General features: G+C 64.5%; 20 protein-coding genes. 12 read left to right on the forward strand and 8 right to left on the reverse strand.

The genetic code is table 11. From position 1 onward, the window contains the following. Positions 1 to 60: 60 nt before the first annotated feature. The 6 genes from KF737_RS06175 to KF737_RS06200 are packed head-to-tail and all read left to right on the forward strand — an operon-like array spanning position 61 to position 7,527. The gene (locus tag KF737_RS06175; protein WP_296451622.1) at positions 61 to 243 is read left to right on the forward strand and encodes a hypothetical protein; all 183 of its coding nucleotides are present in this window, start codon (positions 61 to 63) and stop codon (positions 241 to 243) included. After that, positions 240 to 1,736: a DNA cytosine methyltransferase gene (locus KF737_RS06180; protein ID WP_296451625.1), complete on the forward strand. Its 1,497-nt coding sequence runs from the start codon at positions 240 to 242 to the stop codon at positions 1,734 to 1,736. The genes KF737_RS06175 and KF737_RS06180 overlap by 4 nt, the downstream gene beginning before the upstream one ends. A gap of 19 nt (positions 1,737 to 1,755) precedes the next feature. After that, positions 1,756 to 4,266, forward strand: a complete 2,511-nt coding sequence (locus tag KF737_RS06185; RefSeq protein WP_296451628.1) for a hypothetical protein — start codon at positions 1,756 to 1,758, stop codon at positions 4,264 to 4,266. Further along, positions 4,263 to 5,924, forward strand: a complete 1,662-nt coding sequence (locus KF737_RS06190) for a DUF2357 domain-containing protein (RefSeq protein ID WP_296451631.1) — start codon at positions 4,263 to 4,265, stop codon at positions 5,922 to 5,924. Before KF737_RS06185 ends, KF737_RS06190 begins: the two co-directional genes overlap by 4 nt. Then, complete coding sequence (locus KF737_RS06195) at positions 5,921 to 7,027, forward strand: DUF3883 domain-containing protein (protein ID WP_296451633.1); 1,107 nt, start codon at positions 5,921 to 5,923, stop codon at positions 7,025 to 7,027. Before KF737_RS06190 ends, KF737_RS06195 begins: the two co-directional genes overlap by 4 nt. Next, positions 7,024 to 7,527, forward strand: a complete 504-nt coding sequence (locus KF737_RS06200) for a very short patch repair endonuclease (protein WP_296451635.1) — start codon at positions 7,024 to 7,026, stop codon at positions 7,525 to 7,527. The genes KF737_RS06195 and KF737_RS06200 overlap by 4 nt, the downstream gene beginning before the upstream one ends. Before the next feature lie 23 nt (positions 7,528 to 7,550). Here the strand turns inward: KF737_RS06200 and KF737_RS06205 are convergent, their stop codons facing one another. From KF737_RS06205 to KF737_RS06215, 3 genes are read right to left on the reverse strand one after another with little or no spacing between them, the layout of a single operon-like run. Beyond that, a complete protein-coding gene (locus KF737_RS06205) occupies positions 7,551 to 9,107 on the reverse strand; it encodes a recombinase family protein (RefSeq protein WP_296451639.1) in 1,557 nt (518 codons plus the stop codon). After that, complete coding sequence (locus KF737_RS06210) at positions 9,107 to 9,556, reverse strand: DUF2924 domain-containing protein (RefSeq protein ID WP_296451642.1); 450 nt, start codon at positions 9,554 to 9,556, stop codon at positions 9,107 to 9,109. Before KF737_RS06210 ends, KF737_RS06205 begins: the two co-directional genes overlap by 1 nt. A gap of 31 nt (positions 9,557 to 9,587) precedes the next feature. Beyond that, complete coding sequence (locus tag KF737_RS06215; protein ID WP_296451646.1) at positions 9,588 to 9,836, reverse strand: DUF3489 domain-containing protein; 249 nt, start codon at positions 9,834 to 9,836, stop codon at positions 9,588 to 9,590. A gap of 129 nt (positions 9,837 to 9,965) precedes the next feature. On the opposite strand from KF737_RS06215, the gene KF737_RS06220 reads away from it, so the two are divergent. Both KF737_RS06220 and KF737_RS06225 read left to right on the forward strand, forming a co-directional pair. Further along, a complete protein-coding gene (locus KF737_RS06220) occupies positions 9,966 to 10,397 on the forward strand; it encodes a nuclease (RefSeq protein ID WP_296451649.1) in 432 nt (143 codons plus the stop codon). Between the two features lie 385 nt (positions 10,398 to 10,782). Beyond that, entirely contained in the window at positions 10,783 to 11,709 is a 927-nt protein-coding gene (locus KF737_RS06225; RefSeq protein WP_296451652.1) for a DUF4352 domain-containing protein, read from the forward strand. Positions 11,710 to 11,840: 131 nt separating this feature from the next. Here KF737_RS06225 and KF737_RS06230 read toward each other — a convergent pair whose 3' ends face one another. The 5 genes from KF737_RS06230 to KF737_RS06250 form a co-directional block, all read right to left on the reverse strand. Beyond that, a complete protein-coding gene (locus KF737_RS06230) occupies positions 11,841 to 12,806 on the reverse strand; it encodes a DUF5681 domain-containing protein (protein WP_296451657.1) in 966 nt (321 codons plus the stop codon). Then, on the reverse strand, positions 12,799 to 14,130 hold the full coding sequence (locus KF737_RS06235; protein ID WP_296451659.1) for a DNA methyltransferase: 1,332 nt from the start codon (positions 14,128 to 14,130) through the stop codon (positions 12,799 to 12,801). Before KF737_RS06235 ends, KF737_RS06230 begins: the two co-directional genes overlap by 8 nt. 372 nt (positions 14,131 to 14,502) lie before the next feature. After that, positions 14,503 to 15,396: a plasmid partitioning protein RepB C-terminal domain-containing protein gene (locus KF737_RS06240; protein WP_296451662.1), complete on the reverse strand. Its 894-nt coding sequence runs from the start codon at positions 15,394 to 15,396 to the stop codon at positions 14,503 to 14,505. Beyond that, on the reverse strand, positions 15,396 to 16,250 hold the full coding sequence (locus KF737_RS06245) for a plasmid partitioning protein RepB C-terminal domain-containing protein (RefSeq protein ID WP_296451665.1): 855 nt from the start codon (positions 16,248 to 16,250) through the stop codon (positions 15,396 to 15,398). The genes KF737_RS06240 and KF737_RS06245 overlap by 1 nt, the downstream gene beginning before the upstream one ends. 23 nt (positions 16,251 to 16,273) lie before the next feature. Further along, positions 16,274 to 17,842 (reverse strand): recombinase family protein, encoded by a 1,569-nt coding sequence (locus KF737_RS06250; protein ID WP_296451738.1) that lies wholly within the window; start codon positions 17,840 to 17,842, stop codon positions 16,274 to 16,276. Between the two features lie 67 nt (positions 17,843 to 17,909). Between KF737_RS06250 and KF737_RS06255 the strand changes: the two genes are divergently transcribed. From KF737_RS06255 to KF737_RS06270, 4 genes are all read left to right on the forward strand, one after another. Further along, the gene (locus KF737_RS06255) at positions 17,910 to 18,296 is read left to right on the forward strand and encodes a hypothetical protein (protein WP_296451667.1); all 387 of its coding nucleotides are present in this window, start codon (positions 17,910 to 17,912) and stop codon (positions 18,294 to 18,296) included. A gap of 767 nt (positions 18,297 to 19,063) precedes the next feature. After that, the gene (locus KF737_RS06260) at positions 19,064 to 19,852 is read left to right on the forward strand and encodes a PEPxxWA-CTERM sorting domain-containing protein (RefSeq protein WP_296451668.1); all 789 of its coding nucleotides are present in this window, start codon (positions 19,064 to 19,066) and stop codon (positions 19,850 to 19,852) included. Between the two features lie 206 nt (positions 19,853 to 20,058). Next, entirely contained in the window at positions 20,059 to 20,628 is a 570-nt protein-coding gene (locus tag KF737_RS06265; RefSeq protein ID WP_296451669.1) for a histidine phosphatase family protein, read from the forward strand. Positions 20,629 to 20,694: 66 nt separating this feature from the next. Next, positions 20,695 to 22,185 carry an NAD(P)/FAD-dependent oxidoreductase gene (locus KF737_RS06270; protein ID WP_296451670.1) on the forward strand — a complete coding sequence of 497 codons (1,491 nt, stop codon included), beginning with the start codon at positions 20,695 to 20,697 and terminating at the stop codon, positions 22,183 to 22,185. The last annotated feature ends 53 nt before the right edge of the window (positions 22,186 to 22,238 follow it).

The raw sequence follows: 22,238 nt of genomic DNA on the forward strand, positions 1-22,238 counted from the left end.
TGTGTTGACCGCGGCGGTGGCGGAGCCCATCCCTTGGGTCGAGAACAAAAGGTGATTCGGATGGGTGACGTATTCCGCGTGCAGGTGCTCCTGCGGCCGGGCGAGGCGGAACGCTTCGAACGCTTCTGTCACGAGCGAGGGCACAAGAAGTCGACGCTCATCGCGCGGCTTATCCGAGAGCACCTTGACCGCGAGGATTTCGAGACGCGCCCGATCGTCCTACCGCGGAGGGCGGTCGGATGAGCCTGACCGCCGAGCAGGCCGTTCTAAGCAAGATCGCCAGGCTAAGTCATGGCGGTGCACCACGCGTGCTCGACCTCTTCGCAGGATGCGGAGGGCTTTCGCTGGGCTTTCAGGCGGCGGGCTTTGAGATTGCCGCTGCTGTCGAATTCGATCCTGACGCCGCCGCCTCCCACGGTGCCAATTTTCATCCCGGCGATCCGCGGCACGCCGTGGCGCGGGACATCACGCGGCTCACCCCGGAGGACTTGGCTGACGAGCTGGAGCTAGGCGACGTCGTCTCGGCCGTGGACGTGATCGTTGGCGGACCTCCCTGTCAGGCGTTCGCGCGCGTAGGTCGCTCGAAGCTGCGCGAGATCGACGAGCATCCAGAGGCCTTCAAGCACGATCCGCGGGCTCAACTCTATCTGGAGTACCTCCACTACGTGGAGGCCTTCCGGCCCCTGGCCCTCCTCATGGAGAACGTACCGGACATACTGAATCACGGCGGCCAGAACGTCGCCGAGGAGACCTGCGAAGTCCTGCGCGAGAAGGGCTACGTTGCCGGCTACACGCTGCTGAACGCCTCCTATTTCGGCGTCCCGCAGATGCGCGAGCGAATGATCCTCGTCGCTTACCGTAAGGAACTCGGCATCGACGTGAGCTTCCCTGCGCCCACGCACTACATGAAGCTGCCGCCCGGCTATGCCGGGAGCCGGCAGGTGGCGCTGAAGTTTCTGAGCGGGCTGAAGCCGGGCGAGGCGATCAGCTATGTCGAGGCGCCTGCTCCGGACCCGGCGCTGCCCCCGGCTATCACGGCGGAGGACGCTCTCAGCGACCTGCCGCCGATCACCCTGCATCTGGAGGGCAAGCTTCGCCGCGGCGCCCGTCGTTTCGAGGACCTGATCGCCTACGACCGTGCACCCTCGGGCATCTACGGCGCCCTGATGCGGACGTGGCCGGGCTACACCAACGACGAGGGCCTGCGCGATCACGTGATCCGCTACCTGCCGCGGGACTGGAAGCTCTTCGCCAGACTCAATCCGGGAGACCAGTACCCCGAGGCCCATCGCCACGCCGTGATCATGTTCAACGAGGAACTGGCGCGTCTCGTGAAGAAGGGAAAAGCGCCGGCCGAAGGGTCGGATGCCTGGAACGACCTCTGGGATAGCTTCGTGCCGCCCTACGACGTCGGCAAATTCCCCAACAAGTGGCGCAAGATGGAGCCGGACCTGCCTGCGCGGACGCTGATGGCCCACCTCGGCAAGGACAGTTACAGCCACATCCACTATGACAGCGCCCAGGCGCGGACGATCTCGGTGCGCGAGGCCGCCCGTCTTCAGTCTTTCCCGGATGGATTCGTGTTCTGCGGAACCATGAACCCGGCGTTCCGTCAGATTGGCAACGCGGTCCCGCCGCTGCTTGGCAAGGCGATCGCAACTGAGATGATGTCGACGCTGCGCACCGCGCTGCAGAGGCGTGAAGACGCAAGCCTCAATTCGGCGGCAGCGGTCTAGGTCGGGATCCACATAGCCCATGGCGCGCTTCAACCCGCATCACGATGCCGAGCCGGTCTATGCGGCCGTTGAACACTGGCGGGACAGCTGCCTCCTCGACGAAGGCTCGATGCTGTTTCCCGGCAGTCGGCTATGGACGGCGCCTACGATCGCTCAGGTCCGCTCAGCGTACGTCGACGCCCCGGACGAGGGCTCGGACACTTTTCTGGTCAAACTTGGTCGGCAGCTGGCTGATCTATCGGACGACGCGAAGGCGCTCGCCGCAGAATTGCTCTGGATCCTGCTGCTCTTCCCCTCGAACATATCGGCCGCGACCAAGCGCAATACGGTCGATGAGATCCTCTCGTGGAGGGCTGACCAGACACGGCCCGACCCGCAGTGGCTGAGCGATGACGTCCTGGGTGGTCTGGGCTCAGGCGGCGTCGGCTTCAACACCTATCGCCACCGCGAGTTCATGTGCCTCCTGGACCTTGTGACACGCCTGAAGGGCCTCGCGCCCGCCGAAAGGCAGGACGTCCTGAGCGAGCCCTGGGCGTTTTCGAGTTTCCTGACGACCGTTCCCGCCGATGGCGGGCGTCAGTTCCCCCATATCGCCGAGCACCTGCTGTTTCCAGACACGTTCGAGCGGATCTCTAGCGGCGAGGACAAGCGCAAAGCCATCGTGGGCCTGGGTGGCGATCGCCCGGCGGTGGCCAAGCAGATGGATCGCGCTGCACGCGACCGTCGCCTCCTGGCGATCCGCCAGGAGATTGCGGCTACGCGCGAGAGTGCGGATTTCGACTTCTACCAGGATGAGTTCACTGAACGCTGGAAGCCGAGTGACGCAGGCGGCGAGAAGACGGTTCCTGGTGAGGCAGAGGCTGGCTCCGCGCGGCCTCGGAATGGGTCGGCGATCTCCTTCTCTGATCGGCAGAAGCAGTTCCGGTCTGCGATCGAGACGACTGCTGGCGATGGCGCGCGGCTGGCGGAGAACTTCGGTTTCTCCAACAGCGCCCGCGTGATCGAAGGCGGCCTCTTCGCCTGCACCAACAATCTGCAGACCTATTCGAAGAAGATCGCCGTCGATCCGGAAAGCGGCGCCGCGTCGTTCGTATTCCTGTGCGTGCTGACCTTCCCGCCGCATGACGAGGTCTACTTTGCGATCACCGTTCGCGCCGAAGCGTCGGCGGTGAACGCGGGACTGATCAGCCTCCACGATCAGGTCGTCGAGAAGAACGCGGCCTTGAAAGCCGCCGGGAAGACCGAAGGCAGCATCAATAACAACGTCAAATTCTTCCTGACCGAGAGCGGTCAGCTCTGGTTCGACAACGAGTTCCTGGATTCCCTGGCTAGCGTCGATCTGGACCCGGTTCGACTGGCGCGGGTCGATCGCATCGAGTTCGCGATCTGGCCGCCGACTGTCTCGGCGCGGCGCAGCCTGCTGGCGCGAGAGTTCGTGGGCTATCTCGGCCGCCTGGTCGGCCGCGACCGTGTCCACGAGCTGAAAATCTGGACCGCAGAAGATGGCGTCGGGCCGCTGATGCAGCGCATGCCTTCGACCCTCGAACCGGCGGAGATCCAGGCCGGCATTGCCCGGCTGGGCGGCGTCTTCCCGCCGGCCCTGGTCGATCGCTTCCACGCAGGCTTGAATCACCTCGCGCACAAGCACTTCGTGATCCTCTCGGGCCTCTCGGGCACGGGCAAGACGCTGCTGGCCATTCAGTACGCGCTAACGGTCCACGGCTTCACCACCATGGAGGCGAGTGATCCACTGCTGTTCGTCTGCCCGGTCCGCCCTGAATGGACCGATCCCTCTGGCCTTACCGGCTACGAGGATCGGCTCTCCGACCGATATGTCGTGCCGCCGTTCCTTGAGGCATTGCTCGTAGCGACCGCGAATCCGGCGTCGCCGGTCTTTGTTGTCCTCGACGAGATGAACCTCGCGCGGGTCGAATACTACTTCTCCGACATCCTGAGCGCCGTGGAGAGCCGCCACGATCTGCAGCTGCATTCGAGCGGGGTGCCTATGGAAGGCAGCACCGGTGGCGAGGTGCCTGCGCACCTGCGCGTGCCACCGAACCTCTTCCTGATCGGCACAATCAATGTCGACGAGACCACCAGCACGCTCAGCGACAAGGTGCTCGACCGCGCCGTCGTGATCGACATGTCGGAGGTGGATTTCGGCTCGTTCTTCGACGCCTTCCACAAGCGCCAGCCAGACCTAGCCGCCTCCATCGCTGCTTGCCAGCCTGTGCTCACCGCGATGAACGATCTGCTGATCCCGCACGCGCTGGGCTTCGGCTATCGGCTGGCCGAGGAGTTCGTGCGCTACCATGCCTTCGCGACCGAGGCGCTGAAGCGACCCTCCGAGGACATTATCGACGACCAGCTAGTCCAAAAGGCGCTTGTCCGCCTGCGCGGCTCCGAGGCCCAGAGGCAGCTTCTGGATGATCTGACGAAGAGTCTTCAAGCCTATCCTCGCGCGTGTGCGCGCGTTGAGCGCCTCGGCCGTGAACTGGAGGAATTCGGAGCGTTCCAGAACAGCCGATGACCGCCGCGCTCCACATCTGGCCCGACCGGGACCGGAGCCGCGCCCTGCGGGTGTGGCCCGATCCCGAAGAGGCACCAGCCGGCCTCATCCAGGAGACCCAGGAGCACCTCTTTGTCCTGAGCGGCGCATCCGAAGCTGCACGCGCCGATCTCCTGATCGACGAGGCGCCGCTTGAGGCGTTGCGGGCCTCGCGCGCGGATGAGGCCCTCTGGCGATGGTCGCCGGGCTTCCATGCCGGCGCCGTCGAGTGCCGGCTGAAGCTGCCTGGGACAGCGCACGATTTTACGGTCGTCACCGATCCGGCCGAGCGCAAGCTCACGCGGGACGCCTTCGACGTCATGGTGCGCGAAATTCTCGAAGACACATTCGCCCTTTTTGCGCTCAGCCCGTTCCGCACTGGTGTCGCCCGCGGTGCGGGGCGCAGGCCACCACCGATCGCGCGGCTTGAGTTTCTGCGCAGCCGTATCGATCTGATCGCTCGCACTGTGACCGCCATCGACGCGCGCCCCCGCCGCATCCTGCGGGCAGAGGATGAGGTGACGCCCTCCTGGCGTGCGGCCCGGGCCACGGCGCCCGAGGTGCTGAAGTCGTTTCGCTCCGGCCGTCTCGACAGGGAAACTGGCCCTCCACGACTTCCGCCGGCCCTGCGTGGCCATCTGCCGGCCGTGATCCGGCGCAAGGTGCGCCGTTCCAGCCTCGATATCGCCGCACACCGCCAGATGAAGGCCTCGTTGGAAGTCTGGGCGCGCTGGCTTGAGAATGTGGCGCAGATGCTGGTAGCCGCTGCGCCAGCGGACCCGGAGGATGGCGTGGCGGGGCGCCTGTGGACGGCGCGGTCACGCCGTATGGCCCGACGGCTGCGCCAGCTCCTGGACCTGCCGCTGTTTGAGGACGTTGGAAGCGGTCCCCCGCGGCCCGACGCCTCGGCGATCTGGCGAGGCGATCCGCAGTACCGGCGCTTCGCAGCCATCCACCGCGACATGTCCCGGGGTATCGCGGACGTCTTCGGCGATTTCCTGCAGATGCCACTCGCCCGAACGTTCGATCTCTATGAGCTCTGGGCCTATCTGCGGCTTGTCCGGGCGGCCGTGGATCGCTTCGGGGCTGACGGCGTCGACGTGTCCGGCCTCTTCGACGCGGGCAGCGGCATCACCCTCGCCGCGGGGCAGGCGGTGGTTCGCCTACCGGCCGCGGGGTTCGCGCTCTGCTTCCAGCGCCGCTATCGTGAATTCTGGATCGAAAAGGACGGGCGAGGCAGCTTCAGCCGAGAGATGCGTCCTGACGTCGCCATCGAGGCGCTCGAAGGACAGCCGGAACGGCTCATCGTGCTGGACGCGAAGTACCGCATCGGGGCCGGATTGAACGAAGCGCTGGCCTCGGCGCACATGTATCGCGACGCGCTGGTGAACGCGGGGGCAGACAGTTCCATTCGTCGGATCGTGGGCGCGGCCTATCTGCTGAGCCCCGATAGCTATATGGGCGCCGGGGACTGGCGCACGACGGGGATGCCTGGCCGGCTTTTCCATCCGGCCTATCGTTCTGAGTTCCGTTTCGGCGCGGTGACGCTCGCGCCGGGAATGACCGCCGCCGAGATCCGGCTGGCGCTCGACACCATCCTGGAGGATGCAGAGGGCGGAGAAGAAGGAGCGCCGCCGTGAGATTCGCCGTCAAGAAGCTCAGCCGTTCTGATCTCACCTTCTTCGAGCCGCAGTTCCGGGTCCAGAACGCAGGCAATCAGAAGTCCATCAACCTGAACCGCGACGTCTTCGTGGATGAGCTGTTTCCCGCCTTCCCGGACGTCCTTACCGAAGCCGGCGGACAGCTGGCCGTGCGGCTGCTGATCGATGGACCGGGCCTTGGCCACAACCGTATCGACGTGCGGCGCAAGCTCGCCAAAGGGACGAGCTACAAGAACTACCGCCTGAACGGCGAGTTCGTCCGCAATCCGGAGGAAGAGGCGAGCCGGTTCAACAGCCTCGCCGAGGGCGATTTGGCGGTCCTGGCCTTCGACGGTGCAGGTGCGCCGGAGCTGATCCGGCTCTTCGTCCTCTCGGCTTCGGAGGCGGCCGATGTTGCGGTTCGCAACGCCCTGGTCTCGGGCGGGCGCACGATGAGAGCTCTGAGCCGCGAACAGCTGGCCGCCGCGGTAGCGCTGGCTCCGCCAGATCACCCGCTCCAGGATCTCCTCCTCAGTCCGGCGGATGCCGCCGATCTTGAGGCGGCAGCCGAGGGCGACGCCGCCGCCACTCGCAGGCTTCTCAGCAAATCGCCCCGGCGGCGGATCACCGCTGAGCAGCTCGCCGCCGCCCGGCGTCGTGCTGAGGAGACTGGTCTGGACGGCGAGCGCCTAGTCGCCGCATGGCTCGGACTGGGACAGCCCCAGGTGCAAACCTGGATCTGGGTTGCAGCGACGAACGCAATCAGCCCCTGGGACTTCGAGCTCAGGACCGCTGACGGGGACCTCCGTGTCGAGGTGAAGGCCACGCGCGGCGACCATGAAACCCCATTCCACATCTCCATGGCGGAGCTCCATGCGGCGGCCGAAACCTCCCGCTATGACCTGTGGCGGATCAGCGGACTCAACGAGGACGGCGGGAGGCTGCGCGTCTGCATCGATTTTGGTCCGACCGCGCGGGAGTTGATTGATAGGCTCAAGGCGCTTCCCGACGGGATCCGGCCCGATGGCTTCACCGTCGATCCCGTCAAACTGAGTTGGTCAGAACCCGCAGCCTTGGCCTGGCCGGACGCGGACGAGGCTTGAGCAGGTCTCGCCCACGGCCGTGTCTCACGAGCGGGATCGATCCGCTGACGCCCGAACAGCGCCGACTCAATATGTCGCGCGTCCGTGGCAAGAACACGAAGCCTGAGTTGCTAATCCGGCGCGCACTGCACGCAGCCGGCCTCCGCTATCGTCTGCATGGCGCGAAACTGCCGGGAAAACCCGATCTCGTGTTCCCAGCGCGGCGGGCTGTGATCTTTGTCCACGGGTGTTTCTGGCACGGCCATCACTGCCCACTGTTTCGGTTGCCCGCCACGCGCACGGCATTCTGGTCGGAGAAAATCGAGTCTAATCGCACGCGAGACGCTGTCGCCGTAGGTTCTCTGCGGTCGGCTGGTTGGCGTGTCCTCACCATCTGGGAATGCGCCCTGCGCGGCCCCGCGCGGCGTGACGTTACAGAAGTAACGGCTGTGGCAGCCAACTTCATAAGAGGCGACGCCGAGCTGGCTGAGCTTGAGGGCGAAGTGCCAAGTCAGAGCTAGGAGGGCGCCTTGAGCTTACAGTTCTAAGTGAGGTGCAAAGTCCGCTGCCGCGCTTTCCACTCGGTGGAAAGCCCGCGCTCGACCAGATCCGCAAGCACCGCCTCCCTCAGCCGCCGACCGTCTAACAGGCCCTCGACTAACTCTGGCGCCATCCATGCCAGTCTGAGAATCTTATCGACATAACGGGACTGGAGACCTTCGATCGCGGCGATGTCGTCGGCGCTGGTCCGCTCACCGACAGCGAGCTGCATCTCCCAACGTTTCGCGCGGGCGATAGCGCGGAGAAGGGCTTCGTCGGGTTCCTCGGCCCCAGCAAGCGCGCCGCCGGAGTGAGCGTCCACAAGCCGCTTGGCGCCGCCCCAGGTTTTCAGGATGGCTGGTATGCGGACGACCTCCGCTCCCCGCGCTTCGCCGTCGCTCTGCTCCTGGGCCAGCGTGAGCTCTACCCATGTGCGCGCAATCACCACCCGCTGGATGAACACATTGCCGCGCTGGTGATCCCTCGCTGCAAGCTGAGCCTCAATTAGCGCTTCAATCGCAAAGGCCGGAACACGCCGGACGGACCCCGGCTCACCCCGATCGCCTCGAAGCACGGCCTGGCTCACATAGTAACGGTAGGTTCGTCCACCGCGACGGGCGGTCACGGGGCTCATGCGATGTCCCCGATCATCGTAGATTCGTCCCGCCAGAGCCCCGGCGATGACGGCGTCGCTGCTGTAATGTTTACGCCGATTTCCCTCCGCTAATCGCACCTGCGCGGAGTCGAACAGCTCAACGTCCACGATCGCCGGATGCTGTCCCGGATAGACCTTGTCCTTGTGGACGATCTCTCCCCGGTAGATCCGGTTTTTCAGGAGGTAGTACAGCGGGCCTTCTCTCCAGGGCTGACCACCCATGACGCGACCCTTTCGGGTGATCCGCTGCTTTGAGGTCACGCCGCGGTCTCTCAGCTCCGCAGCCAGCGCCCGCACCGAACCCAGCTCCAGGTAACGGTGGAAGATATGGCGGACGATGTCCGCTTCCGCAGGGTTGACGATCAGGACCCGGTCCTGGGGATCTGCGGGCAGGTCGTAGCCCAGCGGAACAGCACCTCCCATCCACAACCCCCTGGCTTTGGAGGCGGCGATCTTGTCCCGTATCCGTTCGCCAGTGACCTCGCGTTCGAACTGGGCGAAGGACAGGAGGACATTCAGCGTCAGCCGGCCCATGCTGGAGGTAGTGTTGAACGCCTGCGTCACGGAAACGAACGACACCTCGCGCTGATCAAAGATCTCCACGATGCGCGCGAAGTCCGATAGCGAACGGGTCAGACGATCGACCTTGTATACCACGACGACGTCGACCTTTCCGGTAGCGATATCGCCGAGGAGCTGGGTAAGCCCGGGGCGCTCCATGCTGCCGCCCGAGTAACCGCCGTCGTCATAGACCGTGGGCAGGGCGAACCATCCCTCACCAGCCTGCGAAAGGACATAGGCCTCGCAGGCTTCGCGTTGGGCATGGAGGGAATTGAAGCCCTGCTCCAGACCTTCCTCAGAGGATTTGCGCGTGTAGATCGCGCAGCGACGACGCTTCCCCGCCATCAGGCCACCGCCTTCGGTTTGTCGCGAAGCCCGAAGAACAGCGGACCGTTCCAGCGCGATCCGGTGATGGCCCGCGCCACCTCCGACAGGGACTTGTAGTGCGTTCCCTCATGTTCGAAGCCGCTACCGGCAACACGAACTTCATGGCGCACACCCTTCCATTCTCGGATCAGCACCGCGCCAGCGCCGAGGCGCACCGGCGGGGCCGCCCGCTTCTTCGGCGGGTTGGCCCGTCGCGCCTCAATGGCTGTGAGCTTACGCTTCGCGGCCGGCGACAGATCGCCGAACACCGCCGCCTGTAGGCGGTACGCCAGCATTCGCCGGAAGATTTCCGGGCTGCGCAGCGGCGGTGGTTCCTGGTCGAGCTTCTCCCACCAGATCGTGCGCAGGTCGCGCAGACGCGCGTCTGCGACACGCTGGAGGTCTGCCTCCAGCGTGTCGCGGAGCATGGCGCGCTGACGTGACCCGATGCGCGCCACGTCAGGCCTCGATCCGGTAGACGGTGCGCCCGTCCACCTTCTCGGTGACGACCGTGAGGCCGAGCTTCTTTTTGATATGCCCGGCAATGGCGCTGCGCACGGAATGCGCCTGCCAGCCGGTGATCTCCGAGATGACGCTGACGTCAGCGCCACCATCGCGCCGAAGCAGGTCGATCACGGTGTTGATCTTGGTGGTGCGAGCAGGCGTTTCAGCGGCGGGCTGTTCGGTCTTGTCCTTGAATTTGCTCATGTTGGTCTCCTTCAGCGCCGTGGCGGCGCGTTCGGACGAACGCTTCCTTTGCAGGCGAAGTCGAATGGAACTGCGCCCACTTCGCGGACAAATTCAGAGACCGGTGCGAACCACGGTAAGCAGGCAACTATGCTCAAATACCGCTTCCTGCTTCCCGCTCTGATGCTTCTCGCGACACCGGCGTTGGCCGATCCCTGCAAGGCCATCCCCGACAAGGGGCCTATGCCGTCCTATCTCTCGCCGGGCTCACGGTTCCAGGGCACGGTCACCTATGTGGGCGACGGTGACAGCCTCTGCGTCGCGGTGGGCCGTACACAGAATGAGTGGGTGGAGGTTCGGGTCGCGGACTTCTATGCGCCGGAGCTGCACGCGCCAGGCGGCCGAGAAGCCAAGGCGGCGCTGGAGCGCATTGCCATTGGCCGCAAGGCGATCTGCACCGCCGGGCGCCGCAGTCATGATCGCGTCGTTGCCCGCTGCACGATCGACAGCATCTCGATTGGAGACCGAATGCGCCGCGCTGGAATTGCCGAAGGCGGAAATGGCGCTGATAGCGCTCGTTGATACTCCGCGCCTCTTCAAGCTGAGCAATTCGGTCTCTTCAACTTGAGCCGCAGGGCGGTTCGAGCCATGGTGCCCGCGGGTGAGCCATCTGGCTCCCTGGGGCGTAGGAACCCCTCGGTAAGCGGCCATGAGTGCGGCCGTGACCAGCACTCCTCGACCATGCGGTCGGGGAGGCGGCAGTGTATGTCCAGGGCGCAAGCCTAAAGACTGTCGCGGCTTCCTTACCGAGGCTTCCTAACTCCCCGATCACCAGTCGGGGGCAGGTCATTGCATCGCCTCCAGCAAGGGGGCTGAGGATGACCGCATCACGCGTTGCGCGACCGCGCCTGAGGCAGGGCGATAGTCCGCCGCCCGGCACCCTCTGCGAATGCATCGAGAGGGAATAATGACAGCTCTTCTGGGACTGATCGCCATCGCCGGCCTTGTTGGCTTGGTCATTGGCGTAATCGCGCTTTTCCGCCCGCTGCCGAAGCTCAAGCTCGCAACCCGCGGGCGGGCGGGCCTCCTGATCGGGGGTTCGCTGGCACTTCTCGCGGTCGTCGGAGCCCTGGCTCCTCCAGACACCTCGCCGTCAACGAAATCGCAGGTCGCCGATAGCGCACCAAAGCCCGACCGCAAGCCAGCAGGCTACGTCGTGGGCCAGCCGCTCGATATCGGCGACTTCCGCGTCATTATCCGCAACGTCAGCGAGCGCGAGGCCGTCGGCCGCTCGATCGTGCGCGAGCAGGCCTCCGCCGGTGGCGTGCTGGTCGTCGTCGAATACACAGTTGAGAACATCTCGGATCGCCCGAAAGCGGCGTACCAGTTGCCGGCGCCATCCCTGATCGGACCCAACAACGTCGTCTACGATAAGGACCTTGGCAAAACCGCCGCCTATGCCTCGGAAGGCGAGCTCGACAGCAAGGCGATGAGCGACCTCAACCCCGGCATCCGCGTGAACAACGCCGTCGTCTTCGAAGTCTCAAAGGCAAGCTTTGACCGCAGTACATGGATGCTTGGCCTGGGCGCAGGCAACCGTCTGCGCGTCAGCATGAAGGCGGACGATCATCCCGAAGTTGCGCGACGGGATTGGGGAGACTGCTCGAAGTATGAAGCCGCCGCTGATCGGGTGTTCTGCGCAAATCCAGACCTCGCCCGGCGGGATGAGATCCTTGCCGCGAAGGTGGCGCGCCGTCAAAAGCTCCATCCCGACGACCAGATGACCGAGATCGCCAAACTGTCTGAAGAGGCGATGGCCTGTGCAGACCGTGCGTGTGTGGCAGCTGCATACGACCGACTTGAAGAACTGATGGCGGATTGGCCGACGAGCTAATGGCTTTCTTCAAGTGCTAGCCAGATGCCTCCCCACCACGCGCCGCCTGGCGGGGAGGCGCGGTGAGTTCATGGAATGGTCAGCGTGCAGCCGTCTTTGGCCATGAGAGCAGCGGCCCCGTCCGCAGGACCTCAAGTGTCCGCGGCGCGATCTTCCTGAGGATAGGTGTGGGTGATGCGCCATGGCACATACCCGCCGCCTTGGGCTTCGTACTGATCGTGCAGTTTCCCTGCGAGGAGCTTGCCTAAAATCGGCTCATGCGAGGTTCCTGTCCAAAGCTCGACGAAGACTTCCATCGTGGCGAACGGTAGCGGGACGTCGTCCCAACCGCGTGGGTTAGCCAGCCGGTCCTGAGTTGACTGCTGCCATCGATGCAGGTCGAAGTTTGGCTCACGGCGCAACGCCGCTGCGGGGAACCGCGCGCCTTCTTCGATCGCCAGGCGATCCCAGTAACCTGCCTCAAACTCGTAACGGGCCGCCAAGTCCGGCGGCAGCTCCGCCGCAGCCAGCCGCCGGCGAATCTCCCTGCCGGTCGCCGTGACCAGATGCTGGAACGCCTCGGCGAGGCGCCAGTCTTCCACCTCCTCGGGTGAGGTCGGACCGAAGATTGCCACGCGATCGCGACCAGCGTCGTAGAACATGTCTTCTGGATCGGGGTAGTGGACCGGCCGGGGGCGGCCACCAATCTCTGCGCTCCGGCATTCCGATCGCCAGCGTGTTTTGGACTCCTCCAGCATCTCCAGAAATTCCTGGGTCTCGGCTGCGCGTCGGCGTGAGATGTTCTCGGCCCGCTGGATCACTGCCTGCTGCGCGCGTGTGTTGCCCTTGATCGCCGAAGCAATCTGACTTCGTATCACGATGTCCAGCGCCGGGAGCTCAGACTCCCGACCGCGATCCGTAACAGGATAAGCGCGGCCAATTTCCCGGATGAAGGTGTCGTCCGCGTCGTTGCCGATCGGCAGGAGGGGCGACGGAGACGGCTTCTTCCGCGGGCGCCCTTTTGGGTTTCCCGACTGACCCGGTTGGAAGCGCGTCTCTACGGGGGTTTTGCCCTTACCAACCTCGTAGTCGCGCGGCCGTGGTGGCTTCTTACTCACCGCTGCCGTTCCGTTTGGATGCTACGTCTTCGAACGACGAGCCGGCTCCCTCCAGCATTGCGGCCTTGCCGGTGTAGGCCTGATAGCGACGGATGATCGTGTCACAATAGAGCGGGTCGTACTCGATCAACCTGGCACTCCGTCCGCACATCTCCGCTGCGATCAGCGTCGTGCCTGAACCACCAAAGGCGTCGAGCACGATGTCCCCTCGCTTGGTGCAGTCGCGGATCGCATCGGCGACCAGCGCCGTCGGCTTGACGGTGGGGTGCATTTCCAGCGCTTCCTTGCGGCCTGCGCCGAGGCTGCTGACGCCGGCATAGTCCCACACATTGGTGCGGTAGCGGCCGCTGTCCCCAGGACCGAAGGTGTTGGTATGCGGCGCGTCGCCCACCTTGAAGACGAACACCAGCTCATGCTTGGAGCGATAGAAGGTGCCCATCCCGCCGTTGGATTTGTTCCAGACGCAGACATTCTTCAGCTCGCTGAAGACGGCCTTTCCGGCGGCGAGAAGTTCGCCCATGTGGCGCCAGTCCATGCAGACGAAAGCGATAGCGCCGTTGCGGCAGGAGCCCGCGGACGCCGCCAGGGATTCGATGAGAAAGGCCGTGAATGCCGCTTCGGACATCTCACCAGTCGCCATCGCGAACTCGCGATGTCGCAGCTTGCCCAACCCGGTGACGTGACCATCGATCGGCACGTTGTACGGTGGATCGGTGAAGATGAGATCGGCCCGTTGACGGGCCATGAGAGCGGCGTAGTCGGAAGGCTCGCGCGCATCGCCGCAGACGAGCCGATGTCGACCAAGAATCCAGACATCGCCTTGCCGGGTGACGGGCTCGCCGGCGACGATGGTCACCTCGTCTTCGGGGCCAGATTGCGCGTCAGGATCGCCCTCCCGTGCGCCGTCCAGAGCGAAGTCGATCTCGGCGACGCTGAAGCCCGTCAGCGTCATGTCGAAGTCGAGGTCGACCAGCGCCTGAAGCTCAATGGCGAGAAGCTCACTGTCCCAGCCGGCGTTCAGTGCGAGCTTGTTGTCGGCGAGAATGTACGCGCGCCGCTCCTCTGGACGGAGATGCGAGAGCCGTAGCGTCGGTACTGTCGACAGGCCAAGCTTCTTCGCCGCTTCTACCCGGCCATGCCCGGCGATGATTTCATCATCGTCGCCGACGAGGATAGGGTTGGTGAAGCCGAAGCGTTCGATGCTGGCCGCGATCTGCTGGATCTGTGCCTTGGAATGCTTGCGGGCGTTACGCGCATACGGACGAAGGTCCGCAGGGCGGCGCGGCTCAACAGTAGGGCTTTGGAATGCGGCATGTGATTGCATAGATCAAATGCGAACACGAAAGCGAACTCTGCACAAGCCATTGATTCAACGTATTTATTTTGACGACGCCGTCATGCATCTTTGCGCATTCAAATGACGGAACCGTCATACCTGGAAGCCCAACATCGCCATGCGCTTAACGCGATTGTTTGGGGCTTGCCCAACACTCGCCGAAGCCCCGAACTTTTTTGTGGGCTGTTCCTTTGACGGCGCCGTCACCGGCCCCAAACGGGCCGGCCGGCCGGCCCTATGGCGACCGGCCTGGTGGGCTCCGAACGGGTTCGCCGCCATTCCCACCACCATCCTTGATCCGCCCCACACGACGGCTTCTCCGATGGCCCCGGCGCTTACGGGTCCCGGTCCCCACAGACGTCAGGCGGCGACGGCTGGCTGATCGAGCGACGCAGCCTGAACAATGCTTCGAAACGTCTCGACGAACTCCGGATAGCGTCCGGTAAGAAAGCGCTCGATCTCCGGTTTGGACAGCAGCCTTTCCAGGAACCCTGCGGCGACGACGAGCACCAGCATGTCGTCACCGTAGGCGCTCTCCAGCTCCTTATAGTCCTCGCTGATAGCGGCCATCTCGCGCTCAAGCCGAGCCATCTGTTCCGCTGACAGGCCGGTGGCTTTGCGAAGCTCGTCTGGGCGATGAAGATCCGCCGGCTTTGTCGTTGCCAGAAGCGCCTTGGCGTAGTTGGCGCTGTAATTGTTCGCCGAGACCATCAGCTCCGCGACCTCCAGCTGCCGAATAGGCTTCATCTTCCGCAGCTTCTGAAACGCGTGGTGGCCGACCGGCTTGTCCTTCAGGAGATCGACGACCTCGGGCGCGATCCCGGCAAGCAGGCTGCGACGCTGGCGGATCACCTTCACGTCTACGTTCAGGGCACGCGCCAGCTTGGCCTCCGAAACCCCGCGATCGAGCGCGCGGACGATCATGTAGTGCTCCTGGATCGTGGCCAGGCGATTGACGCGCTTATTGTATGTGAAGCCCTCGTCGTCATCGGCGACAACGCAACGGGCCTCCGTCGAGGCCTGATCGCGTAGCGCGCTCAAGCGCACATGACCATCAAGGAGCAGATAGGTCCCGTTCACCTGCCGAGTGACGACCAAAGGTTCGACAAGACCGACGCTCGCGACCGACGCGGCGATACGTTTGTATTTCACACCCTCCTTCAGGCCCGGCGCCAGCATCTTGGAGGGAAGGATGTCGCGGAGCGGCAGGACCAGGACCTGCTGCTCGAAGGCGATTTTGACGTCGTCAGCCATCAGGCGCTTCCAGCTTCCATGCGTTCGGCAAGCGCGCGCGGCACGCTCTGGATGCCTTCCGCGCGCATTAGCGCCACGAAGTGATCATCTTCCAGAAGACGGCGCAGAGCGTTGGAGGCGAACATCAGGCGGCTACGGGCCAGGGAGGCGCGCTTTACCAGGAGCTTTTGACGCTCAGTTTCTTTCTGATAGGCGCGGATTAGCGCCTCGGAACTCACCGGCTGGCTCTTCCGATTTCGCCATCCACGGCTGTGCATGGCTTTGCCGCTCGTATTTCGCTGCTCAATGATCTGACGGATAGCCAGCACCTGGTTACCGGGGATCGCCTTCTCTTCGTAGGCCTGGGCGAGCGCCTGCTGGACTTCGCCTTCCTTGGCGCGTGCGATCTCCATGGCGATGGTGTGCGGAATGACGCCCCGCTCGACCGCGTTGATGAGCTTCTCTTCGCCATTCTCGAGCAGGAAGCAGATCGCGCCGACGTACTCGGCGCTGAAGTCGACCTTTGCCGCGATCTCGGAATGACTGTAACCCCGCTCCCGCAGCGCCCCGATCGAGCGGACAAGTTCGAGCGGCGTGTGCTGTCGGCGCGCCAGGTTCTCAACCAGGCTCATTACGAAGCAGTCTTCCTCGGCGGCGTCCACGACGATGGCCGGGATGAGCGCTTGCCCCAGAGCGATGAACGCCTCCAGCCGGCCCTGGCCACAGACGAGATCATATCGTGACCGTCCTGGTCGTTGGCTGACCGTGATTGGCTTCTTCAGACCAAGATGGGCAATGCTTGTCACCAGCTCCTGGAAGATCCGCTTATTGCGGACGCGCGGGTTGATGACGGTGATGGCGTCGACCGGGACCATGAGGATTTCGGGTGGAGGAGTGATCATGCGGCTGCTCGCAGAGGCATGCGTCGGACGAGGTCCATGAACGGATCGAGTGCATCGAACCGATACGCGTCGAGAAGGACACCGTTGTCAGGCGCAAGCTTGAGGCTGGGTGTTGCGCCGACGTCCAACCAGGGCAGGAGGTAGTAGTCCTGTATGGCTTCGTTCGTGGCGCTCATGCGCGCGACGACGGTGATGTCCGGACACAGACCCGTGTCGAGCCTGATCTTCCAACGATTGGAGCCGGCGGCCGTCTGGCCGCATCGGACAATCACCAGCGAGGCGGAGAACTCATCATTGATAGTCAGCAGATCGCTGATGGGATCGCGGCGCACGACGCCTCCGGCCGCTTCGATCTCGCCGATCACCTGCGCCACGACCTCGGGATGCAGCGCCCGGAGCGCCCGGTTTGTTTCGATGTATCGGTAGTCTCGGGAGGGGCTGTAGCCGACCAGCTCGTAGGCGCGGAGTAAGCTGCCAAAGCGCTGGCGGAAGGTGGAGCTAGACGGCATGTCCTCGACCTCGTCGATGACGAGGCCGGACAGCCATCCCTTTTCCGCCAGCAGGGCGGAGAGCCGATCCAGCAGATCCTGATCACTGAAGCGCCGGCTCCGATCCTGGATGATCCGCTGGGCCGCTTCGAAAAAGTCAGGCTCCACGATCGCCTGAAAGACTCCATCTGCGCGTATCCACATCTCCGGAAGATTTGTGACGCGCTTCGCCTTCAGCTTGTTGGAAACGCGATTGTAGACGTTGTTGCCGACGTACTTTTCGTTCGTCAGCACCTGGTGGACGACGCCGCGCGTCCAGGGGCGGCCGAGGTCCGTGGTCAGCCCTTCAGCGTTTAGTGCGGCGGCGATCTCGCGCTCCGTCCGACGTTGAACGACGAACATGCGATAGAGGCGGCGAACGACCTCGACCTCGTTCGGTGGCCCCGGCGCCAGGACCACGCGGTCGGTCTGCAGGCTCTTGTGCTCGCCTCGGCTAAGTTCGCCTTTTGCGGCGCCATGCTCGTCGACCAGTTGTCGTCGCAGGCCATAGCCCGCGGGCCCGCCTTGTCGGTAGCCGAGCCGAATAAGCCTGCACTGCCCGGCAAAGACTTTGACCGAGAGCTCGCGGCTGTATTCGCCCGCCATCGCGCGCTTGACGCTCTTAAAGATCGTCGCGCTGACGCTCCCGTCATTGTCGAACTGCTCAGCGCAGTAGTGGACGCTGATGCCAGCCTCGCGACAGACGAACTCGTAGTAGGCGCCCTCGTCAGCGTCTTGGAAACGGCCCCACCGGCTAATGTCGTAGACCAGGATCGCGGTGAAATCCGCGCGACCTCCGCGCACATCGCTGAGCAGCTGCTTAAGCGATTGCCGCCCATCAAGCGTCAGGCCGCTCTTCCCGGAATCCTCGTAGGTCCGAACGATCTCAAATCCGCGCCGCGCGGCGTACTGGGCGATCGCGTCTGCCTGGTTCTCTGTCGAGTACTTCTGATGTTCCGTGGACATGCGGACGTACTGCGCCGCACGGATGCTTGGCAGCTTCGCCCCGCTTTTCTCTCCCACTTCTGCCGCAGCCATCGCCAATACCCAACTCCTTGTGGGAGCGGCCTTTGAAAGGCGCGAGCCTAAAGGATGGAGTAGCGGAATGTCTTTTACCGAGAACGACCGAAAATTTCGGTCCAACTCCGGAAAATCTTTTCCGGACGGCGACAGCTATGATGGGCAGCGGATTGTCGGCGCGTTGGCCGAGGCGCTCCGAGCGGACTTTGGTTCCACGCCGTCGTCGATGAAGCAGATCGCCCGGCTTACGAGGGCGAACGAGAGGACGATCAGAAACTGGATGGATGCCAGGAACGGTCCTCGAGGTGAGAACCTGATCGTGCTGATGCAGCATTCCGATGCGGTGTTCGAGATAGTGCTGACGCTGGCCCACAGGGTACACGCGCCCGGCGGCATGTTCCTCATTCGATTACGGGAACAGCTGATGGATGCCGTATCGACCATAGATGCGCTGGAAGCGGGACAGGCTTAAGCTTCCCTGTTTTCGGGGAACGGTTTCCCTGTTCTGAGCACGCCGTTTCCCTGTTCTTGAAACGCCCCGGCTGGTGTGATTCGTACCAAAAGTGCAGCATTCTCCGCGCGTTGTTGAGAGCGCAGCGGCTTGGGCGCGCATGTGCGGCCCCTAGAAAACTATGGAACAGGGAAAAACAGAGAAAAGTTCGCGGAGCACTGCGTCCACCGCCACCCTACGCCCCTTCGGGGCTTCGGGCGGCAAGCCACCGAGCGCGGATGGGCGTAGTTCTTTCAGCAAGAGCCTGGCTCGCGGCCTGCCCCCGGCCTCCGAGGGCCGTCTGCTCTCCCGCGTCGGTTGAGGGGGACCTCGACCGAGGCCGCGGCGGCTGCGTCGATGCGACGTCATCGAAGCGCCCGCCATCCCCCCGCCTCTCGCGCCGCATGCCGCGGTCATGCCCTTGATGCAGCCCCAGGGCGAACGCCGCCTGCGTTCGGGATCGCCGGCCCGTGGAAGAGCAGGTCCAAGACTATAAAGAAGAAAATCGCGCCATTCGCCTCGGAGGCGAATATAGTGGAAAACAGGATTCCGGTTTATGCGCGATCGTCGTTTCTATCAGGAATAGAATACATACGTCCGGTTGCATTCATGTCTGTATTACGGGCGCCAGAACCCCGGTGTTCCCATCTGTATCTGCGGAAATTTGTCACATGAGCGGGCGGAGACTTGCCGGCGATGCCTTGTGTGGATAGTTGACGGATAGGAACTACGAGAGTGGGGGAACTCCTATGAACAAGCATCTCGCGGCCCTGGCCGCGACCGGTGCGCTGGCCATGGTGGCCGGCCCGGCGAACGCCAACCTGAGCAGCGACTTCACCGTCAGGGTCGAGGCGCCGGGCGTGGTGAACACCACCGCCACGTTCGACTACGTGGGTGTGGAGACCTTCGACGCGCGGGCTCTGGGCTTCGCGGACTTCCCGTCCGATTTCGGCGGCGGCGACGGAAGCAACGTGATCGTCGGCGACTACAGCGGCGTGAACGTCATACGCGCCGACCAGTACGGCGGCGCCGGCGGCCCCGGCTACGAGGGCCAGTATGCCGTCGTCGGCCTGAACTCGCCCGACAGGTCGTACACGATCACGTTCACGCAGACGGGCGGGAGCGGCATCAACTACTTCGGCTACTGGCTCTCGGCGCTGGACGCCGGCAACACCGTGGAGTTCTTCAACGGCGCCAACTCGCTCGGCGCCTTCACCCCGGAGAACCTCATCAGCATCGTGAGCGGCAACTCGGCCTATTACGGCAACCCGTACAATCCCACCGCCAATAGTGGCGAGCCCTATGCATTCGTGAACTTCTACCTGAACGAGGGGACGTTCGACCGTATCGTCTTCCGTCAGGCCCCCGGGACCGCCGGCTACGAGTCCGACAACCACACCGTCGGCTGGTTCACCTCGCAGGGCGACGGCACGGTGATCCCCCCCGTGCCGGAACCGGGCGCCTGGGCGCTGATGATCATGGGCTTCGGCGCGACGGGCGCGATGCTGCGCCGTCGCCGGGCTTTCGCGGCGGCCTGACCGGGCCGGTCGCCTGTCGATGATGGAAGGCCCCGGTTCGCGCCGGGGCCTTCTTCATGCGCCTTGCCTCCCCGCACGTCGGCCTGAGAAGGTCGGGCCGGAGAAATGGGAGGAATCATGCGGAACCGGGACCCGGACTTGGTGAAGGACGCCCGCGTCGCCGGGAGGCGGACGCCGGTGGCCGGCGGCGTCGAGGGCTGCGCCGAATGGAACTGATCCTCGTACGCCACGGCCTGCCGGAGCGGCGCGACGACACCGCCGATCCGCCGCTCAGCGAAGCGGGACACGACCAGGCCCGGCGTGTGGCCGCCTGGCTCGCCCACGAGAAGATCGACGCGGTCTATGCCTCGACCATGCTGCGCGCCCGCCAGACGGCCGAGCCGTTCGCGGCGCAGCGCGCCTTCGAGGTCAGTTGCCATGACGGCATCTGCGAGTTCGACCGCGACACCGGGGCCTACATCCCCACCGAGGTGCTGAAGCGCGAGAACTACGAGGCCTGGCTCGCGATGGCGACCGGCGAGCTCGGGGTCGACATCACCGCGTTCCAGCGGCCGGTGGTCGACACGCTCGAGGCGATCATCGAGGCCAACCAGGGCCGTCGCGTCGCCGTCTTCTGCCACGGGGGGGTCATCAATGTCTGGACCGCCCACGTCCTGGGGATGCCCGCGCGCCTCTTCTTCGAACCCGACTACACCTCGATCCACCGCTACATGTGCGCCCGCACCGGCCAGCGAAGCGTGCTCGGCCTGAACGAGAGGGCCCACCTGCGAGGCTGACGCCGCTTGGTGACTTATCGGCGTTCAGTTATACCGATGCGAACAACGACGGGGCGGGGGACCAGCATGGCGATCGAGCACTTCGACGTGGTGATCGTGGGGGCGGGGCTCTCGGGCGTCGGCGCGGGCTACCACCTGAAGACCGCGTGCCCCGACCGCAGCTACGTGATCCTGGAAGGCCGCGACGCCATCGGCGGCACCTGGGACCTGTTCCGCTATCCGGGCATCCGCTCGGACTCGGACATGTACACCCTGGGCTACGCCTTCAAGCCGTGGACCGAGGCCAAGGCCATCGCCGACGGCCCGTCGATCCTGAACTACGTGCGCCAGACGGCGTCCGAGAACGGCATCGACCGGCAGATCCGCTACAACCACCTGGTGAAGCGCGTGTCCTGGTCGACGCAGGACGCCTGCTGGACCGTCGAGGCCGAGGCGGCGGGCGCCGTGAAGCGCTTCACCTGCAACTTCCTGTTCCTGTGCGGCGGCTACTACTCGTACGAGGGCGGCTACACGCCCGAGTTCCCGGGCGTCGACCGCTTCAAGGGCGCGCTGGTCCACCCGCAGAAGTGGCCCCAGGACCTCGACTATGCGGGCAAGAAGGTCGTGGTGATCGGCTCGGGCGCGACGGCGGTGACGCTGGTCCCCGAGATGGCCAGGACCGCCGGCCACGTCACCATGCTGCAGCGCTCGCCGACCTATGTGGTCAGCCGGCCGGCCGAGGACGCCATGGCCAACTGGCTGCGCGCCCGGCTGCCGGGCAAGCTGGCCTACGACATCGTGCGCTGGCGCAACGTCCTGGGCGGCATGTGGTTCTTCAACCTGGCGCGCAAGAAGCCCGAGGCGGTGAAGGCCAACATCATCAAGATGGTGCGCGAGCAGCTCGGCCCCGACTACGACGTCGATCGCCACTTCACGCCCAGCTACAACCCCTGGGACCAGCGCCTCTGCCTGGTGCCCGACGCCGACATGTTCAACGAGATCAAGGCCGGCCGCGCCTCCGTGGTCACCGACCACATCGAGACCTTCACCGAGACGGGCATCCGCCTGACGTCGGGCCAGGAGCTGGAGGCCGACGTAGTCGTCTCCGCGACCGGCCTGGTGCTGGAGGTCTGGAACGGCATCGAGGTCAGCGTCGACGGCCGCAAGGTCGATGCGTCGCAGACGCTCAGCTACAAGGGCATGATGTACGAGGGCGTGCCGAACATGGCCTCGGCCTTCGGCTACACCAACGCCTCGTGGACCCTGAAGTGCGACTTGACGTGCGAATACGTCTGCCGCGTGCTGAACCACATGAAGCGGACCGGCCAGCGCCAGGCGATGGCCACGAACGACGACCCGACCGTGACTTTCGAGCCGTGGCTCGACTTCTCGTCCGGTTACGTCCGGCGCGCGATGGCGAAGTTCCCCAAGCAGGGGAACAAGGTCCCGTGGAAGCTGAACCAGAACTACGCCCTGGACCTCATGAGCCTGCGCTACGCCAAGCTGGAGGACGGCGTGCTGCGCTTCACCAACCGCGAGGGCCAGGCGGTGAAGGTCCCGGAGAAGCTCGCGGCCTGACCGCTTGACGTACGTCTGTAAATTTGCTCCGTCCTGCACAGGCAGTTCGGAGT

This window comes from Phenylobacterium sp. (assembly GCF_019636135.1).
In the GTDB taxonomy this organism is placed as follows: Bacteria; Pseudomonadota; Alphaproteobacteria; order Caulobacterales; family Caulobacteraceae; genus Phenylobacterium.

Bases quoted from the DNA above. Each gene is read 5' to 3' on its own strand.
- KF737_RS06245 (WP_296451665.1), bottom strand. From the start codon at position 16,250: ATGGTCCCGGTCGACGCCATCACCGTCATCAACCCGCGCGTCCGCAAT.
- KF737_RS06215 (WP_296451646.1), bottom strand. From the start codon at position 9,836: ATGAGCAAATTCAAGGACAAGACCGAACAGCCCGCCGCTGAAACGCCT.
- KF737_RS06255 (WP_296451667.1), top strand. From the start codon at position 17,910: ATGTCTTTTACCGAGAACGACCGAAAATTTCGGTCCAACTCCGGAAAA.
- KF737_RS06250 (WP_296451738.1), bottom strand. From the start codon at position 17,842: ATGGCTGCGGCAGAAGTGGGAGAGAAAAGCGGGGCGAAGCTGCCAAGC.
- KF737_RS06235 (WP_296451659.1), bottom strand. From the start codon at position 14,130: ATGCAATCACATGCCGCATTCCAAAGCCCTACTGTTGAGCCGCGCCGC.
- KF737_RS06270 (WP_296451670.1), top strand. From the start codon at position 20,695: ATGGCGATCGAGCACTTCGACGTGGTGATCGTGGGGGCGGGGCTCTCG.
- KF737_RS06175 (WP_296451622.1), top strand. From the start codon at position 61: ATGGGTGACGTATTCCGCGTGCAGGTGCTCCTGCGGCCGGGCGAGGCG.
- KF737_RS06180 (WP_296451625.1), top strand. From the start codon at position 240: ATGAGCCTGACCGCCGAGCAGGCCGTTCTAAGCAAGATCGCCAGGCTA.
- KF737_RS06205 (WP_296451639.1), bottom strand. From the start codon at position 9,107: ATGGCGGGGAAGCGTCGTCGCTGCGCGATCTACACGCGCAAATCCTCT.
- KF737_RS06240 (WP_296451662.1), bottom strand. From the start codon at position 15,396: ATGGCTGACGACGTCAAAATCGCCTTCGAGCAGCAGGTCCTGGTCCTG.
- KF737_RS06185 (WP_296451628.1), top strand. From the start codon at position 1,756: ATGGCGCGCTTCAACCCGCATCACGATGCCGAGCCGGTCTATGCGGCC.
- KF737_RS06265 (WP_296451669.1), top strand. From the start codon at position 20,059: ATGGAACTGATCCTCGTACGCCACGGCCTGCCGGAGCGGCGCGACGAC.
- KF737_RS06225 (WP_296451652.1), top strand. From the start codon at position 10,783: ATGACAGCTCTTCTGGGACTGATCGCCATCGCCGGCCTTGTTGGCTTG.
- KF737_RS06190 (WP_296451631.1), top strand. From the start codon at position 4,263: ATGACCGCCGCGCTCCACATCTGGCCCGACCGGGACCGGAGCCGCGCC.
- KF737_RS06210 (WP_296451642.1), bottom strand. From the start codon at position 9,556: ATGCTCCGCGACACGCTGGAGGCAGACCTCCAGCGTGTCGCAGACGCG.
- KF737_RS06260 (WP_296451668.1), top strand. From the start codon at position 19,064: ATGAACAAGCATCTCGCGGCCCTGGCCGCGACCGGTGCGCTGGCCATG.
- KF737_RS06220 (WP_296451649.1), top strand. From the start codon at position 9,966: ATGCTCAAATACCGCTTCCTGCTTCCCGCTCTGATGCTTCTCGCGACA.